This window comes from Marinicella meishanensis, from assembly GCF_019931145.1.
Taxonomy (GTDB): Bacteria; Pseudomonadota; Gammaproteobacteria; order Xanthomonadales; family Marinicellaceae; genus Marinicella; species Marinicella meishanensis.
This window is the reverse complement of sequence record NZ_JAIOUV010000003.1, coordinates 174,913-189,771: the sequence shown is the minus strand read 5'-3', so window position 1 is coordinate 189,771 and position 14,859 is coordinate 174,913. Positions and strand designations below refer to the sequence as shown.

Here is a 14,859-nt window from a genome sequence, read left to right as displayed (position 1 = left end):
GCCTCAGCCCTGCCAGGCCCTTCAGCCACCGTCAGCCGGCAGACCTTGTTCCAGAATCAGCAGTTGTTGATACTCGACGTAAGCCGGATCCGCTGTTTGCCACAAGGCTTTGGCCTGTTCAATGGCGGCCATGGCCGCGGCCTCATCACCCATGGCCAGAAGGACTTGGGCTTTGAGCACCATGCTTTGCCCAAATAAGGGGTTGCGGTGCAAGATGTCTGCCAAGATCGACAAGGCTTCTTCATGCTGCTCTGCCGCGTGCAGGGTTTTGGCTTTCTGGAATTTCAGCTCATCCAAAATATACAAGGAATTCAAATGCAAGAATGACTGTTGAGATTCGTTGATGGCTTGGTCATGCAATTGGATGGCGGCAGCAAACTCGCCGACATGGCGCTGATCCACAGCCCGGGCTGACAACACAAACTGATCATAAACGGTGGTCTGAAATTCCTGTAAAAATTGTTGGAAGCGGGCCAAGGCATCTTGGGCTTTTTGCTGTTCACCCATCAATTCAAACACATTGCGTTCCATGATCAACAAAAACCCATCAAACGGCGGCTTGGTGTTGTCGCGCATGGTGGCCAGGCGTTCCAGGGCTTGCTCTGTTTCATTGAGGTTGGCCCAGTAGGACACTTCTTTGCCACCAAACATCAAGGTTTGCTGCAAGGGAGGCATGAATGAAGCCGCAGCCGTGCGCATTTCATCCAACACTTCCATGGCCGCTCGCAACTGGCCAGTCAAATACAACACCAATTCTTTTTGGGTCAGGATTTTAACCCGGTCTTGATCGGTTTCGGCTTTGCGCAACAGGGCATCCAGGGCCGCCAAGCTGCGATCAAACTGGCCACGCATGGCCATGATGTTGGCCAAGCCCAATTCGGCATCAATGTCATTGAAACTCATCAAACTGGCTTCGTCGTATTTTTCATAAGCCGCGTCAATGTCACCGAATTGCAAATACACTTCGGCCATTTGCAACAAGGGATCGGCTTTGTCATTTTCCAGTTCTTGATATTTTTCCAACACCTTCAAGGCCTTTTCTTTTTCGCCTTTCAAGCGGTAAATCTTGGCTTGACTGACCAAGGCCCCGGAGCCCGCTTCTTGCAATTCATTGAGGCGTTCAAACACCGCCAAGGCATCATCCAAGCGATTGCCCATGAAGATGTAATTGCTACCCAAAATACCCAAGGCATCGGCACTGTCAGGATAGATTTTCACCCAATTTTCCAACACCCGGATGGCCTTGGCTTGTTCGCCATTGACGGCGTAGTAGTTGGCTTTTACCTTGAACACCGATTCCTGATACAACTTGTATTCCAGCTTCAAAGCATCTTCTGAAGCCTGTTTGGCTGATTCAAAATCACCGATGGCGCGGTAAAAATCAATCAGTAACACATAGGCCTCAGCCAAACTTTCATCACTTGCCAAAGCGGTTTTCAGGGCTTCAATGCCCACTGTGAAATCGTTGTCAAATTTCACCGCATTCAAAGCGTTCACCACCTGTTCGATGGCATGGGCGTCTTTGGACACGTGGTCTCTGATGGACAGGTCGGGGATCAAGGACGGTTTGATGTTGGCTTGTTTGAGGATGATGGTGCCGATTTGCTCGGCCACGTCATCCAGGGCAAGCAACCAGTCATCATAAGCCGCGGTGATGGTGGTGACCAAGGCGCCGGTGACCACGTCATACAAAGACACTTCAAAAGACAGTTTCGACCCATCATGATTGATTTCTCCTTTGATCATCCACTGTGAATTGCGGTCATCGGCAATGCTCAAGTCCAATGACAGCGGTTCGCCCACCGCGTCTTCATAACCTTGCTTTCTGACTTGTGACAAAATCGATGCCGAATCATAGGGGGTTTGGATGCTGATGATGGGGCTGCGCAACAGGTCTTGAGAAACCAGCCACATGGCGCCATAACTGAGCCAATCCCATTGTTCATCGCCGGTGTTGTTTTCCCAAAAGAAGCCAGTGACTTTTTGGTTCAAGCCGCTTTTGGCCACCTCGAACTCTTTGACCTCACCAGTTTGGGCATCCACCACACTCAAGATTTCGGTGGCACTCACTTCGGGCTTGATGAACGACGCCACCGCAAACCAGGCGATGGCGATGTTGAACGGGATGAAAAACAGTTGTTTTTGGGTCCATTTGTCTTTGCCAGGCCGGCCATGGCCCCAGGCCAACAAGCCGACCAAGGGGATGAAGGCAATCATGATCACAAAGATGTAGGATGACGTTTGTTCTGGGACGGCAAACCGTTCACTCATCCACTCGCCAATTTCCACCGCCAACCACACAGCAGCCACATACATGCCCAGGATTTGTGGCACCCGGCGCTCGATGAGTTCGGCGACTAAACTCTTTTTGTGGGTCATTTTGTCATCATCCAAATTGGTTCAAATGCATTATACTATGACACACTCACCGATAGAAAGCATGCACATGACTGAAAGCAAAATCGTGGATTTGGAAACCCGCATGGCCTTTTTGGAAGACACCGTGGACGCCTTGAACAAGCAAGTCTATCAGCAGGCCAAGCAACTCAGCGAATTCCAACAAGCCATGCACAATTTAACCCGGCACATGAAGCAAGTGCAAAGCGACATCGAGGAATTCAAACCCGACAACGAAATCCCCCCGCATTATTGAATGCCCAGCGAGAAGACCGCCCGCAACTCGCCCAATCTCTTATGGCGCGTCAACATCAGTCAACATCAGTCAACATCAGGCAAAGCAGCCAGCTTTAAGACAACAGCCCTAGTCATGGCAGCAACACCGGTTGTGGCCGCGGCCTGCTGCTCAGACCGCAGGTTTCAATCCAGGCTAAAATCTGGTTCGGGCATCTTGACGTCGATCGGATAAGGGTTGATCTTGTTTTCCAAGGCTTGGAAAAACACCGTGTCCATGTTGTCGGTGGTGGACAGCTCAAACTGAAATCCCGTGTACTGTGCTGTTCCAGCCACTTGAAACACACTGTTCTCAAGTTCTCCACCGGCGTGCAATTGCTTCACCCACTGCATGTCTTCAAAGCGCATGCTGTCATAGTAGATCTCACCTTCCACTTCGGCATAAATGATCAATTCATCAGCGGTCATCAGCACCCCTCCGGTGCGCAGTGAAAACAGGCCATGGGTGTTGAAGTACTCAATTTCGGTGTCCGCCTCAACCAAGTACATGTCCTGCAATGCCTGACGCTCCTTTGCCGTGATTTCATGTTTGGCTTTGACGTGTTCGGCCGGAATCAACTTAAAATGAGACAAGGCCCCCAAGCCCAGCACCCACACCGCGATCAGCGCCACCGGCGTGAACACCACCCACATCCAACGTTTGGTCGGTTGGTGCTCTGGGTTCACTTGACGCATCAAGGCATGGTAATCAAAGGTGCCTTTGATGCCCCGACCCAAGAAAAACAAAAACAACAGACCGATGGCCACGGCCCAGATCGAAGCGGTTTCCAAGAACACCAGGACTTGATTCAACAGCACAAACACAAACATCACCACCGCCGCTGCCCTGGAAAATCGGCTCATGTCCCAAATCAACATAAATATGATCAGCAAGAGCGCCACCGTCCAACCATCAAAATGGGCAATGAGTGGTGCATGATTGACATCCGACAAGTAGCTGACCAAGACCCGGCCCAAATTAGGGCCTGTTAACACCAACTGCAAGGCGACTGCTGGATCGTATTTTTCAGCCATCAAGGCATCAGTCGTGAAGTGTGGTCACTCCACATGAACGAATGAATAACGCTGAGGGATGGAAAATACGACCCAGCCCCATGGGTTCAGACAGCAAAGGCCACACCCTGCGTTGCTCATCGCTCGATTGGAATGACCAAACCACGCGATTCGCGCCTTGATTGTGACCTTTGCAGCCTGAACAGTGGTCTTTCAGTTGGTGTTAACAGGCCCAAATACCAAACAGCACCATGCCCATGATGACGCCCGCCCGGGTGTTGTTGATGGCCAATTCTTTGGCGTATTTTTGATGATCTTCCATGATGATGCTCCAACTGCAGATGACTGCCCATTGTAGCCGAGTGGGCCAGCCATCACAATGGATTGACGCGTTGCCCCTCACCCTCCAGACAAAGTCTTTCGCATCGGCCCGCCATGACATACAATGTGGGTTCTGCTTAAGGATACCGGCACATGGAAAATACTGACCCCAAACTGATCATCTTGTTGTTGCTGGTGATTGCCGGCTATTTCATTTTACAAGCCCTCAACCCCCACAAAAAATACAGCACCCAAGCATTTTGGGAAACGGCCACAGTGGCCGATGTGGCAGACATCCCTGAGGACGCCTTGCAACCGGGTAATGGCAATGGACCGGTGTTGATGTGGGCCGCGACCACCACCCAGGACCCCGCCATCATTGACGCCTTGTTGGCCCGGGGGGTTGACATCAATGAGGTCGATGGGGACTTTTTGGGCACCCCGTTGTCAGGTGCGGCCAGTCACAACAACAACACCGATGTGATCGATGCGTTGGTGGCCAACGGCGCAGACCTGCATGCCAGATTGTTACATGACAACAGCATCTTACAGGCTGCGGCCATGTACAATGAAAATCCGGGCATTGTCACGCATTTGATTCAACTGGGTGCCGATGTGCACCACCGCAATGTGTATGGCCAAGATGTGTTGGATGTGGCCATCGATCATGACAATCAAGTGGCAGTGACTGAATTGCGCCAGTGGTTCCCCAACGCCAATTAAGCAGCCGCCAGCGCGGCACATTTGGCGGCCAATGCGGCCGGAGTGATCAAGCCCTGAATCAAGTAAAACAACACCGCCACACAGACCATGAATGCCAGACCCAGACAAGCCAGCACAGACAAGTACAATTTGGCCCGTTGTTGAGCGGCCTGCCCGGTGATGATTCTTTGTGGTTTCCAGACCTTTTGTCCAGGCAGTGGAAATTGCTCAGATTGCCGCACTTTTTGCCAGTACAACCAATTGAACACCACAGCCCCGATAAATACCGCCAACAGCAACAATAACATCACGGCAATGAACCAATGCCAATGGCTCAACCCCCAGGTTTGCTCACACAACAGGTTCTTTTTGTTCAATGCCCGCAACAGCAATTGCAGCCCAATCATCAGTGGCACCAACCACAGACCATGCTTGGCCATGTGGGCCCTTTTTTCCTTGGCTGTGAATTCTGGTGCCCAAGCTTGGTTGGGATCGCCTTGGGTCTTTGGATTAAACCATTTTTCTTTGGGCGTTTTGATGGCCACCACGATGGCTGCGGTGAGTGCAGCTGCGGCCACTGCCCAAGACAAGATCGATTCAACGTTCACGCCGTCTCCTCAAACAATCAACATGGCATCGCCGTAGCTGAAGAAGCGGTATTTTTGGTTCACAGCGTGTTGATAGGCATGCAATATGGCTTCCCGACCAGCCAAGGCCGACACCAACATCACCAGGGTGGATTCAGGCAAATGGAAATTGGTGATCAAGGCATCCACACATTGGAACTCATAGCCTGGATAAATGAAAATTTGGGTGTCACCGGTATAGGGCTCAATCTGACCACTGGCCGCAGCGGTTTCAAGGCTTCTGACGGCGGTGGTGCCGACGGCCACCACCCGCTGGCCATTGGCTTGGGTGGTGCGCACCAAATCACACACCGCCTGATCCACGGTCAGCCACTCTTTGTGCATTTGATGCTCAGTCAAATCATCCACTTTGACCGGTTGAAAAGTGCCCGCGCCGACGTGCAAGGTGACGAATGCCAGTTTGACACCTTTGGCTTTGATTTGGGCCAACAAGTCCTCATCAAAGTGCAACCCCGCGGTGGGTGCTGCCACCGCTCCGGCTTGTTGTTCATCGGCATAAACCGTTTGATAACGGCGGCTGTCTTGCGCATTGGCTTGGCGACTGATGTAGGGCGGTAATGGCATGTGACCACAGCGATCCATGAGCTCAGACAAAGTCAAATCACCGATGGTTTCCACCAGATAGAACATGCCTTGCTTGGCACTGACCAGCAACTGCGGTTCGCCATCGAATTCAATGGGCGTTCCCAACCTGACTGATTTGTTGGCTTTGAGCAAGACTTTGGCCTGCTGGGGGTTGAGCAGACGTTCAATGAACACTTCGATTTGCCCACCGGTCGGTTTGTTGGCAAACAGGCGGGCTGGGATGACTTTGGTGTTGTTGAAGACCAATAAATCACCTGGATTCAATTCCTCCAGGATGTCGGTAAACCGTCGGTCGGTGACCTGACCTGTGGTCTTGTCGAGTTTCAATAACCGGGAGGCACTGCGTTCAGCCAGCGGCTGCTGGGCAATCAACTCGGTGGGCAATTCAAAATCAAAATCCGCTTTTTGCATGTCTCACTCCTGCGCTGAGAACTCACTGTCGTTTGACGGGAAAATCCAGGTGTTGCACGTGCTCGGTGCCAGCCGCATCGGCGTAAATCAAACAAATTCGCACCTCATCGCCAATTGCAAAGGACCGCTTGGGCATCATCAACATGAGGTGCAAACCACCGGGTTCCATGGTGATGCTGGCTTGGGGTGCCAGCGGCAATGATTTTTGCTCGCGCATCTTGAACACACCATCGACTTCCACGGTGCGGTGAATTTCGGCCGTGCCAAAATCCGGCGCATAAACCCCGACCAAACTCAGCTCGGCATCGGTTTGGTTGTCCAGAGTCACATAGGCCGCCATCATCTTGACCCCTGGCGGTGCTGCCCGCAGCCACAGGTCATCGGCTGCTGGGAATTCGATGGCTTGAGCCCAGCCAGCGGTGAGCAAAGCCCACAAAACAATCAGCTTATTCATAAGGATTTTGCCAGTTGGGCCAATTCATTGGCATGTTGTGTGGCCACTTGTGGGTCTTTGGCTTCGACCATGACCCGCAACTTGGGTTCGGTGCCCGATGGTCGTATCAACACCCGACCAGCATCACCCAGTTGTTCATCCACCTGTTGTGCCTGCCGGGTCAGTTCGCCGTTTTCGGCCAAGACTTTGGGTTGCTCAGTCTGGACGTTGATCATCACTTGTGGGTACAACGCCATTTCGGCCGCCAATTCTTTCAAAGTGGCGCCCCGTTCCATGATCACTTCCAACACCATCAAGGCACTGATGATGCCATCACCGGTTCCCGCCAAATTCAAATTCAATATGTGTCCCGATGATTCACCCCCCAAGATCCAATCACGGGCGGTCAATTCCTGGTGCACATAACGGTCACCCACATCGGCTCGCACGAAAGGAATGCCCAATTGTTTCAACCCGGCCTCCATGCCCTGGTTAGACATCAAAGTGCCCACCACCCCGCCGTTGAGCTGTCCTTGTTCATGCAGGTGTTTGGCCACCAAGAAAATCAATTGATCACCGTTCACTTCATTGCCGGTGTGGTCCACCATCACCACTCGGTCACCGTCACCATCCAGGGCAATGCCCAGGTCGGCTTTGGTCTCCAGCACTTTTTCACTGAGCACCGAAACTTCGGTGGAACCACAGTCGCGGTTGATGTTGAAGCCATCGGGTTGGTTGCCGATTACGGTGATGTCAGCGCCCAATTCAGCAAACACTTGAGGGGCAATGTGGTAGCTGGCACCGTTGGCACAATCCAACACGATCTTCTTGCCAGCCAACAATTGGCGGTTGGCCGCACGTTTGCAAAATTCAATGTAGCGCCCAGCCACGTCTTCCAGGCGTTTGGCTTTACCCAGACTGGCTGAATCCACCATCTGCATCGGTTGGTCCAACAAGGCTTCAATGGCCAACTCTTGTTCGTCATTGAGTTTTTGGCCCTGTTCATTGAAAAACTTGATGCCGTTGTCAAAATAAGGGTTGTGTGATGCACTGATCACAATGCCGGCACTGGCGTGCAAGGTTTTTGTCAACCAAGCCACCGCGGGGGTGGGCATCGGCCCAAACAGGATGATGTTGACCCCGGCTGAGGACAAACCGGCTTCCAGGGCCGATTCCAACATGTAACCAGAGACCCGCGTGTCTTTACCGATCACGATGGTTTTGTTGGGCATGGCTTGACCCAGGACTTTGCCGGCGGCATAGCCCAAGCGCAGGGCAAACTCCGCGGTCATCACCGAGCCACCGACTTTGCCACGAATGCCGTCGGTGCCAAAATATTGTTTACTCATCTGTCATTGCTCCCGCTGTCAGCCCACCACCAATCAAGGCCTCGCTGGTTTTCAGCACATCCACGGTGGCGGCCACATCATGCACCCGAAAATAATCGGCCCCTTGCAAATAGGCAAACTGCGCCACCGCCAATGAACCGGCCAGTCGTTGATCCACCGGTCGTCCCAGCAGTTCACCAAACATCGACTTTCTGGACACCCCCAACAACAGCGGAAAACCCATCTGTTTGAAGGTCGCCGTGTTTTGGATCAATTGTATGTTATGCGCCAAAGTTTTGCCAAAACCGATGCCCGGATCAAGAATGATGGCATCGGCATCCATACCATGGGCCAGACAGTCTTCCACCCGTTGCTCAAAAAAATCCAACACCTGCTGCACCACATCGTCATAGGCCGGATCATCTTGCATGGTTTGTGGGGATCCTTGTTTGTGCATCAAACACACCTTGACATCGTGTTTGACCGCCACTTCAATGGCGCCATCGGCCTGCAGGGCATTGACGTCATTGATCATGGAAGCGCCGGCCATGACGGCCGCCTCCATCACCTCAGGCTTGCTGCTGTCAATGGAAATGTTGAGATTCGGATGGCGCTGTTTGATGGCCTGGATGACCGGAATAACGCGCTGCATTTCTGCCTCGGTGGTCACCGGCTGGGCCCCGGGTCGGGTCGATTCACCACCCACATCAACCCAGTCCACGTCGGCTTGGACCATGGCGTCCACTTGCTGCATGGCGGCGTCCAGGTCAATGAATTTGCCGCCGTCTGAAAATGAATCGGGGGTCACATTCAGGACCCCCATCACTTGATAGTCTTTCATGAAAGCGAATCAGACTTGTTCAGCTGGTCCGCCGATGGATGAATCACTGGCATCCTTTTTTTCACCTTTGCTGCCATCATCGGCATCGTCATCCGGCAGGTCAATGTCCCAGCCTTCTGGTGGCGTGGGCTCCTGGCCGGCCATGATCTCTTTGATCTGCTTGGCATCAATGGTTTCATATTTCATCAAAGCATCGGCCATCAAATGCAGGATGTCCAGGTGCTCTTTCAGAATCTTCTCTGCTTTGTTGTAGTTGCGATCAATGATCTCGCGGATTTCTTTGTCGATCATCTCAGCCGTGGTGTCAGACATGTTCTTGTGTTGCGTCACTTGACGACCCAAGAACACTTCACCTTCGTCTTCTGAGTAGGACAAGGGACCCATTTCAGACAAACCCCACTTGGTCACCATGTTTTTGGCGATTTCAGTGGCCCGTTCGATGTCATTTGATGCACCGGTGGTCACGGCATCTGGACCGCCGATGATTTCTTCGGCAATGCGACCACCGTACAAACTGGCAATCTGGCTTTCCAACGCCGTTTTGCTGTAAGAATACTTGTCTTCTTCGGGCAAAAACATGGTCACACCCAAAGCCCGTCCACGCGGAATAATGGTCACTTTGTAGACCGGATCGTGTTCCGGCACTTTCAGACCAACAATTGCATGTCCGGCTTCATGGTAAGCGGTGTTGCGCTTTTCTTCTTCTTTCATCACCATGGATTTGCGCTCGGCGCCCATCATGATTTTGTCGCGGGCTTTGTCGAACAACTCCATGCTGATTTCGGTTTTATTTTCACGGGCTGCAAACAGCGCGGCTTCGTTGACCAAATTGGCCAAATCGGCACCGGAGAAACCCGGGGTTCCGCGGGCAATCAAAGACGGTACCACATCATCAGCCAAGGGCACTTTTTTCATGTGCACTTTCAGAATGGCTTCGCGACCCAAAATATCAGGCAATGGTACCACCACCTGGCGATCAAAACGACCTGGACGCAACAAAGCGGGGTCCAACACGTCGGGGCGGTTGGTGGCGGCGATGACAATAACACCTTCATTGCCTTCGAAACCATCCATCTCCACCAGCAACTGGTTCAGGGTTTGTTCGCGTTCATCATGACCGCCACCCAATCCAGCACCACGTTGGCGACCGACGGCATCAATTTCATCAATGAAGATGATGCACGGTGAATTCTTTTTCGCTTGTTCGAACATGTCACGAACCCGAGAGGCACCGACACCGACAAACATTTCCACAAAATCAGAACCGGAAATGGTGAAAAACGGCACTTTGGCCTCACCGGCAATGGCCCGGGCCAGCAGTGTTTTGCCGGTACCGGGTGAGCCGACCATCAGAATCCCACGGGGGATGTGACCGCCAAGCTTTTGGAATTTGGTGGGGTCCCGCAAGAAATCCACCACTTCGGTCACCTCTTCCTTGGCCTCTTCGGCCCCGGCCATGTCAGCAAAGGTGACTTTGTTTTGATCTTCGGTCATCAATTTGGCTTTGGAGCGGCCAAAACTCATGGCCCCACCTTTACCACCACCGCCTTGCATTTGGCGCATGATCAAGAACCACAAACCAATGAACAACAAAATCGGGAAGATGGTTTCAAAGATGCGCCATCCCCAACCCTGTGAAGGGGGTTCTTTGACCGAATATTTCACATTGTTCAAAATCAGGTCGTCTTCCAAGTTGGGATCGTTGCCGCCTTGGACCAAGATTTTTTCATTGTTTTTGGTCAATGCCGTGATCTTTCGGTGCACCAAACCTTCCTGGTCAATCTCGACTTCTTCAATCTGGCCGCTTTGCACCATGTTGATGAATTCAGAGTAGACGATTTGGCCTTGTTTTTGTGGCTGTTGCACCATGCTGCTGAACACACTCATCAGCACCATCAGCACCACCACCCACAATAAAATGTTTTTCGCTATGTTATTCAAAATCAGTCTCTGCTGGCAATGATGTGGGTTACTTGTAACCGGTGGCCACCGCAAAGACTTCCCTGGATCTGGGGCGCGACGACTTGGGTTTGTATATCACTGCTTTGTTAAACAATTGGCGCAGGTTTTGCATGTGTTGATCAAAACCTTCACCCTGAAACAGTTTGACAACATGGGCACCGCCAGGTTGCAATGCCTGTTGACAAAATTCCAATGCCATTTCAGCCAGCAGCATGCTGCGCGGCTGATCCATGGCACTCATGCCACTTAAGTTGGGGGCCATATCCGATAATACAAGGTCTATTTTGCGGTTTCCCAACAGCCTCAGCAGCTGTTCATAAACTGCATCTTCGGTGAAATCCCCTTGGATGAATTCAACCCCTTCTATGGGTTCAATCGGCAACAAATCCAAGCCGATGACCAACTCAGTTTTGGGCGCTTTGGCTTTGACCACCTGACACCAGCCACCCGGTGCCGCGCCCAGGTCAACCACCGCCTGCAAGCCATTGAACAGCTTGAATTTTTCGGCGATCTCGATCAGCTTGTAGGCCGATCTGGCGCGAAAACCCGACTCTTGTGACTGTTTGACGAATTGGTCATCAAAATGTTCTTTGAGCCATTGATTGGAACTTTTGCTTCTGCTCATATTGATTCACGAAGTCATGCCATGTACACGGTAAAATGATAAAATGCGAGTTTACTACAAAAGTGTATCACTGAATGTCAAACAAAGCTGCAAATAAATCCACCAAGCCGGCGCTGAGCAAGTCAGCCATCAAATTCCTCCGTGGTGTTGCCCACCACACCAAACCGGTGCTGACCATTGCCGACAAAGGCATCACCGAAAACATCCTCAACGAGCTGGAAATTTGCTTGAATCAGCACGAATTGATCAAAGTCAAAATACGGGCCGATCGCGAAGCACGCGTGACCATCAGTGAGGCACTGATCAAAGCCAGTCAGGCTGAAAAAGTACAAAGCATTGGCCAAGTCCTGACCCTGTATCGAGCCAACCCCAAAAAACCTGTCTTCGAACTGCCCAAATAAACCATGGATTTGTCAGAAAATCGGTTGCAACACCCCAATTTGATCACTTCGGCCCAAGCCCATCAATGCATCATCAACGCCCAGGTTCACCAACAAAGCTTGATCATTCCCAGCCACCAGGCCATCAAGCCAGTGGCGGTGACTGCGGTGACAGACTTGACCGAGTCTTTGATGGCTGAATTGTGTGATTACCAACCGGAAGTGGTGCTGTTGGCCACCGGTGCCGACATCGTGTTTCCTGCCACCGACATCTTACAGCCGCTGGTGCAACAAAACATTGGTTTGGAGGTGTTGCACAACCAAGCCGCCGCGCGCACGTTCAATGTGTTGTTGTCTGAAAGCCGACAAGCGGTTTGTTTGATGCTGATTGAAGGCGAGCGCTGACACCTTTTTTGCCCCAGACACAAAAAAGCCCTCACGATGGAGGGCTTTTACAGAATTCAGTCAATCAGCGGTTTATCTTTGACGTGCTTTCAATTTTGGATTTGATTTACAAATCACAAAAACCTTACCACGGCGGCGAACCACTTTGCAGTCTCGTGAACGAGTCTTGGCTGATTTCAAAGATGATAAAACTTTCATAATTTACCGCTGGTCTTAAAAAGATTGGAAATTATACCCATCTGCCAACAAACTGCAAACCCTTTTTGCGTTAATTCTCGGGTATTTGCCAGGCCAGCACCGGATGTTCAAGCGACTGGCTGGCCATACAGTTGTTCGGCCCGCTGATACAACACCCAGGAAGTGAAGATGTATTTGTCATTGGATTCAGGCATGTTGCCCCGGTGGGTGTGGGTGAAGCCAGCTGGGGCGATGACCAGACTGCCCTGTTTCGGCTTGGTCACCACCTGTTGGTGATAAAACTCGGTTTCACCGCCTTGCTCAACGTCATTCAAATAAAACATCCACAACAGTTTGCGGTGTAAGGCATCGTTGGCTTGGTCGTTGGGATGGGGATAAATTTCTGAGTGGTAATAGAAGTAACCACCTTGTTTCTGGTCGTATTTTTGGATGTTGATTGATCCCAAGCGAAACACCGTTTGGATCAACTTGGCCAATGAATCGTCATTCAACTTGGGAATGTCCACATAAGAAATCTGCTCCACCCCATCAGGGGTTTGCACCTGCAAAGCGATCGAACCCACCAAAGCAAAGGGGTACTTGCGGATGTATTGGATCAGGCCTTGCAGCACCACCTGTTGCAAATGTTGAATTTCAGCTTGCCAATCGGCGGATTGGGTGATGGTGATGTCGGAACTGTGCTTTTTGATGGGATCAACACCATGGCCGGTGCGTCCCTTGTGTTGTTCTTTGCTTTGCTCAAACTTGTGGATGCATTGCTGACAGAATTCAGCACTCAATGCGCCGTCATAAATTTCGATGAATTGACTCAAACCCGATACCTGATACGATTAAACCAGCAGCATTATGGAAAATGTTGGGCTGGGTTTCAAGCGATTATTCGGTTGCTTAAGAGGCGATGGCTTGGTTTTTGCCCAAATTTTTGGCTTGGTACAGCGAACGGTCAGCCCGTTTGACGGCATCCATGAGGCTTTCATCAGCGGCCTTTTCACACACCCCCATGCTGATGGTCACGCGGTGTTTGCTCATGCCTTTGGGCAATTCAATTTGGGCCACGTTTAAGCGCAACCTCTCGGCAAATGCCAGCGCCTGCTGCAATTCACTGCCCAACAAACCGATGGCAAACTCTTCACCGCCCCAACGTCCGATCACTTGCTGTTCACCCATCATGCCCAACAAATGGCAGCCCAGTTCAGCAAGAAAATCATCACCGGCCAAATGGCCGAAGGTGTCATTGAATTCTTTGAAGTCATCCAGGTCGGCAATGATGATGGACATGGCCTGCCCTTCGGCGTCGGCTTGCATCATCATGGCTTCGAACTTTTTCAACAGCCCGCGGCGGTTGTACAGCCCCGTGAGTTCATCGGTGAATGCCTGGTTTTCCAACTTTTTGTTTAAGTTGCCGTGTTCGACGATCCATTTGTTGATGCCAACAAACAGCAAAATAAAGCCAGTGAACATGGTGGCCTTTTCTGCCACGGCGGTATACATTTCGCCATGCAAGTAAAACTGATCCAAGCCATCCACATACATGGAGATGAACAACAACAGGAAACCGGCATTCAAAAATTGATAAAACGATTTGCCTTTGAGGCTTTCGATCACCAGGAACATGACCAGGGCCATGATGGCGAAAGAGAATTCGAAAACCACATTGAATACACGGATGTCATCAACCGGTTCAAGGTAAGCGATGTCGTAGATCACAAAGCCGGCCAAAGCCAATATCACGACAATGATTTTACTGAGCAAGGGCATATTGAACGCAAGCAACTCCACACAAGGGCTGAACAGGTCCGTGATTTCTGCAAAATCACCCACAGGTACAGCCATACACACGATTTAATTCTAACCTGATTCACCAAAGCCGTGCTTGACTTATTGCATGAAATCCAGGGTTTTTGACATTTTTTTACAAGTTTTTGCTTGTTTCGTGGCCAAAAAACAGGGGCAATGGCCGAATTTGACAAATTCAAGACAAAAAAAAGGCGTCATGTGTATGACGCCTGAAGTATTTCGCTGAGGAAGAGGGAGGAAAACCTCAGCTATTTGTCGCATGTGAAGATCACATGCTTGAAATCTTGCGATTTCGGGGAACAATGAAAATTGTTAACTATAATTCTACCGATGCAACATGAATATAATGTGAATCTGAAGTTCAAATTCTGCATATCAATGCTGGCAGATACGGTGTTTGATGCGGATTTCAAAAAAAAGTTCAAATAATTTTGATTTATTCAAATATTTTTTAAACAACCGTTCGAATCAAACTCAGGACGCCATTTTACAGTCGTTATGCATTTTGACAAGCTAATTGTTTTTGTCATTCGGATAAAT

Annotated in this window: 16 protein-coding genes; 4 read left to right on the top strand and 12 right to left on the bottom strand. The window is 50.8% G+C overall.

Annotated features, from left to right (window positions below):
• Positions 1 to 21: 21 nt before the first annotated feature.
• On the bottom strand, positions 22 to 2,379 hold the full coding sequence (locus K7G70_RS05740; RefSeq protein WP_223787653.1) for a tetratricopeptide repeat protein: 2,358 nt from the start codon (positions 2,377 to 2,379) through the stop codon (positions 22 to 24).
• A 67-nt stretch (positions 2,380 to 2,446) separates the two neighbouring features.
• Here K7G70_RS05740 and K7G70_RS05735 point away from each other — a divergent pair, with 67 nt between their 5' ends.
• A complete protein-coding gene (locus K7G70_RS05735) occupies positions 2,447 to 2,653 on the top strand; it encodes a SlyX family protein (RefSeq protein ID WP_223787652.1) in 207 nt (68 codons plus the stop codon).
• A 164-nt stretch (positions 2,654 to 2,817) separates the two neighbouring features.
• Here K7G70_RS05735 and K7G70_RS05730 read toward each other — a convergent pair whose 3' ends face one another.
• Complete coding sequence (locus K7G70_RS05730) at positions 2,818 to 3,705, bottom strand: hypothetical protein (RefSeq protein ID WP_223787651.1); 888 nt, start codon at positions 3,703 to 3,705, stop codon at positions 2,818 to 2,820.
• A 453-nt stretch (positions 3,706 to 4,158) separates the two neighbouring features.
• Between K7G70_RS05730 and K7G70_RS05725 the strand changes: the two genes are divergently transcribed.
• Entirely contained in the window at positions 4,159 to 4,728 is a 570-nt protein-coding gene (locus K7G70_RS05725; RefSeq protein WP_223787650.1) for an ankyrin repeat domain-containing protein, read from the top strand.
• Here K7G70_RS05725 and K7G70_RS05720 read toward each other — a convergent pair.
• Genes K7G70_RS05720 through K7G70_RS05690 form a run of 7 tightly spaced genes read right to left on the bottom strand, consistent with a single transcriptional unit; the run spans position 4,725 to position 11,539 of the window.
• The gene (locus K7G70_RS05720; RefSeq protein WP_223787649.1) at positions 4,725 to 5,315 is read right to left on the bottom strand and encodes a hypothetical protein; all 591 of its coding nucleotides are present in this window, start codon (positions 5,313 to 5,315) and stop codon (positions 4,725 to 4,727) included. The two genes, K7G70_RS05725 and K7G70_RS05720, sit on opposite strands and share 4 nt — an antisense overlap.
• A gap of 9 nt (positions 5,316 to 5,324) precedes the next feature.
• Positions 5,325 to 6,350, bottom strand: coding sequence for a tRNA preQ1(34) S-adenosylmethionine ribosyltransferase-isomerase QueA (gene queA, locus K7G70_RS05715; RefSeq protein WP_223787648.1), 1,026 nt, complete (start codon positions 6,348 to 6,350; stop codon positions 5,325 to 5,327).
• Positions 6,351 to 6,372: 22 nt separating this feature from the next.
• Positions 6,373 to 6,804, bottom strand: a complete 432-nt coding sequence (locus tag K7G70_RS05710; RefSeq protein WP_223787647.1) for a copper chaperone PCu(A)C — start codon at positions 6,802 to 6,804, stop codon at positions 6,373 to 6,375.
• Complete coding sequence (gene glmM / locus K7G70_RS05705) at positions 6,801 to 8,132, bottom strand: phosphoglucosamine mutase (RefSeq protein WP_223787646.1); 1,332 nt, start codon at positions 8,130 to 8,132, stop codon at positions 6,801 to 6,803. The genes K7G70_RS05710 and glmM overlap by 4 nt, the downstream gene beginning before the upstream one ends.
• Positions 8,125 to 8,952: a dihydropteroate synthase gene (folP, locus tag K7G70_RS05700; protein ID WP_223787645.1), complete on the bottom strand. Its 828-nt coding sequence runs from the start codon at positions 8,950 to 8,952 to the stop codon at positions 8,125 to 8,127. The genes glmM and folP overlap by 8 nt, the downstream gene beginning before the upstream one ends.
• 9 nt (positions 8,953 to 8,961) lie before the next feature.
• Complete coding sequence (ftsH, locus tag K7G70_RS05695) at positions 8,962 to 10,893, bottom strand: ATP-dependent zinc metalloprotease FtsH (protein WP_223787644.1); 1,932 nt, start codon at positions 10,891 to 10,893, stop codon at positions 8,962 to 8,964.
• Positions 10,894 to 10,921: 28 nt separating this feature from the next.
• Entirely contained in the window at positions 10,922 to 11,539 is a 618-nt protein-coding gene (locus K7G70_RS05690; protein ID WP_223787643.1) for an RlmE family RNA methyltransferase, read from the bottom strand.
• A 74-nt stretch (positions 11,540 to 11,613) separates the two neighbouring features.
• Here K7G70_RS05690 and yhbY point away from each other — a divergent pair, with 74 nt between their 5' ends.
• Together yhbY and K7G70_RS05680 are read left to right on the top strand one after the other, a co-directional pair.
• Positions 11,614 to 11,940 carry a ribosome assembly RNA-binding protein YhbY gene (gene yhbY, locus K7G70_RS05685; protein ID WP_223787642.1) on the top strand — a complete coding sequence of 109 codons (327 nt, stop codon included), beginning with the start codon at positions 11,614 to 11,616 and terminating at the stop codon, positions 11,938 to 11,940.
• Between the two features lie 3 nt (positions 11,941 to 11,943).
• Positions 11,944 to 12,324, top strand: a complete 381-nt coding sequence (locus K7G70_RS05680; RefSeq protein WP_223787641.1) for an Mth938-like domain-containing protein — start codon at positions 11,944 to 11,946, stop codon at positions 12,322 to 12,324.
• A 72-nt stretch (positions 12,325 to 12,396) separates the two neighbouring features.
• Here K7G70_RS05680 and ykgO read toward each other — a convergent pair whose 3' ends face one another.
• From ykgO to K7G70_RS05665, 3 genes are all read right to left on the bottom strand, one after another.
• On the bottom strand, positions 12,397 to 12,522 hold the full coding sequence (gene ykgO / locus K7G70_RS05675; protein WP_077412593.1) for a type B 50S ribosomal protein L36: 126 nt from the start codon (positions 12,520 to 12,522) through the stop codon (positions 12,397 to 12,399).
• Positions 12,523 to 12,629: 107 nt separating this feature from the next.
• Complete coding sequence (locus tag K7G70_RS05670) at positions 12,630 to 13,334, bottom strand: 2OG-Fe(II) oxygenase (protein WP_223787640.1); 705 nt, start codon at positions 13,332 to 13,334, stop codon at positions 12,630 to 12,632.
• A gap of 76 nt (positions 13,335 to 13,410) precedes the next feature.
• Positions 13,411 to 14,355, bottom strand: coding sequence for a GGDEF domain-containing protein (locus K7G70_RS05665; protein ID WP_223787639.1), 945 nt, complete (start codon positions 14,353 to 14,355; stop codon positions 13,411 to 13,413).
• Positions 14,356 to 14,859: the final 504 nt, after the last annotated feature.

Bases quoted from the DNA above. Each gene is read 5' to 3' on its own strand.
- K7G70_RS05740 (WP_223787653.1), bottom strand. From the start codon at position 2,379: ATGACCCACAAAAAGAGTTTAGTCGCCGAACTCATCGAGCGCCGGGTG.
- K7G70_RS05735 (WP_223787652.1), top strand. From the start codon at position 2,447: ATGACTGAAAGCAAAATCGTGGATTTGGAAACCCGCATGGCCTTTTTG.
- K7G70_RS05730 (WP_223787651.1), bottom strand. From the start codon at position 3,705: ATGGCTGAAAAATACGATCCAGCAGTCGCCTTGCAGTTGGTGTTAACA.
- K7G70_RS05725 (WP_223787650.1), top strand. From the start codon at position 4,159: ATGGAAAATACTGACCCCAAACTGATCATCTTGTTGTTGCTGGTGATT.
- queA (WP_223787648.1), bottom strand. From the start codon at position 6,350: ATGCAAAAAGCGGATTTTGATTTTGAATTGCCCACCGAGTTGATTGCC.
- K7G70_RS05710 (WP_223787647.1), bottom strand. From the start codon at position 6,804: ATGAATAAGCTGATTGTTTTGTGGGCTTTGCTCACCGCTGGCTGGGCT.
- glmM (WP_223787646.1), bottom strand. From the start codon at position 8,132: ATGAGTAAACAATATTTTGGCACCGACGGCATTCGTGGCAAAGTCGGT.
- folP (WP_223787645.1), bottom strand. From the start codon at position 8,952: ATGAAAGACTATCAAGTGATGGGGGTCCTGAATGTGACCCCCGATTCA.
- K7G70_RS05690 (WP_223787643.1), bottom strand. From the start codon at position 11,539: ATGAGCAGAAGCAAAAGTTCCAATCAATGGCTCAAAGAACATTTTGAT.
- yhbY (WP_223787642.1), top strand. From the start codon at position 11,614: ATGTCAAACAAAGCTGCAAATAAATCCACCAAGCCGGCGCTGAGCAAG.
- K7G70_RS05680 (WP_223787641.1), top strand. From the start codon at position 11,944: ATGGATTTGTCAGAAAATCGGTTGCAACACCCCAATTTGATCACTTCG.
- ykgO (WP_077412593.1), bottom strand. From the start codon at position 12,522: ATGAAAGTTTTATCATCTTTGAAATCAGCCAAGACTCGTTCACGAGAC.
- K7G70_RS05665 (WP_223787639.1), bottom strand. From the start codon at position 14,355: ATGGCTGTACCTGTGGGTGATTTTGCAGAAATCACGGACCTGTTCAGC.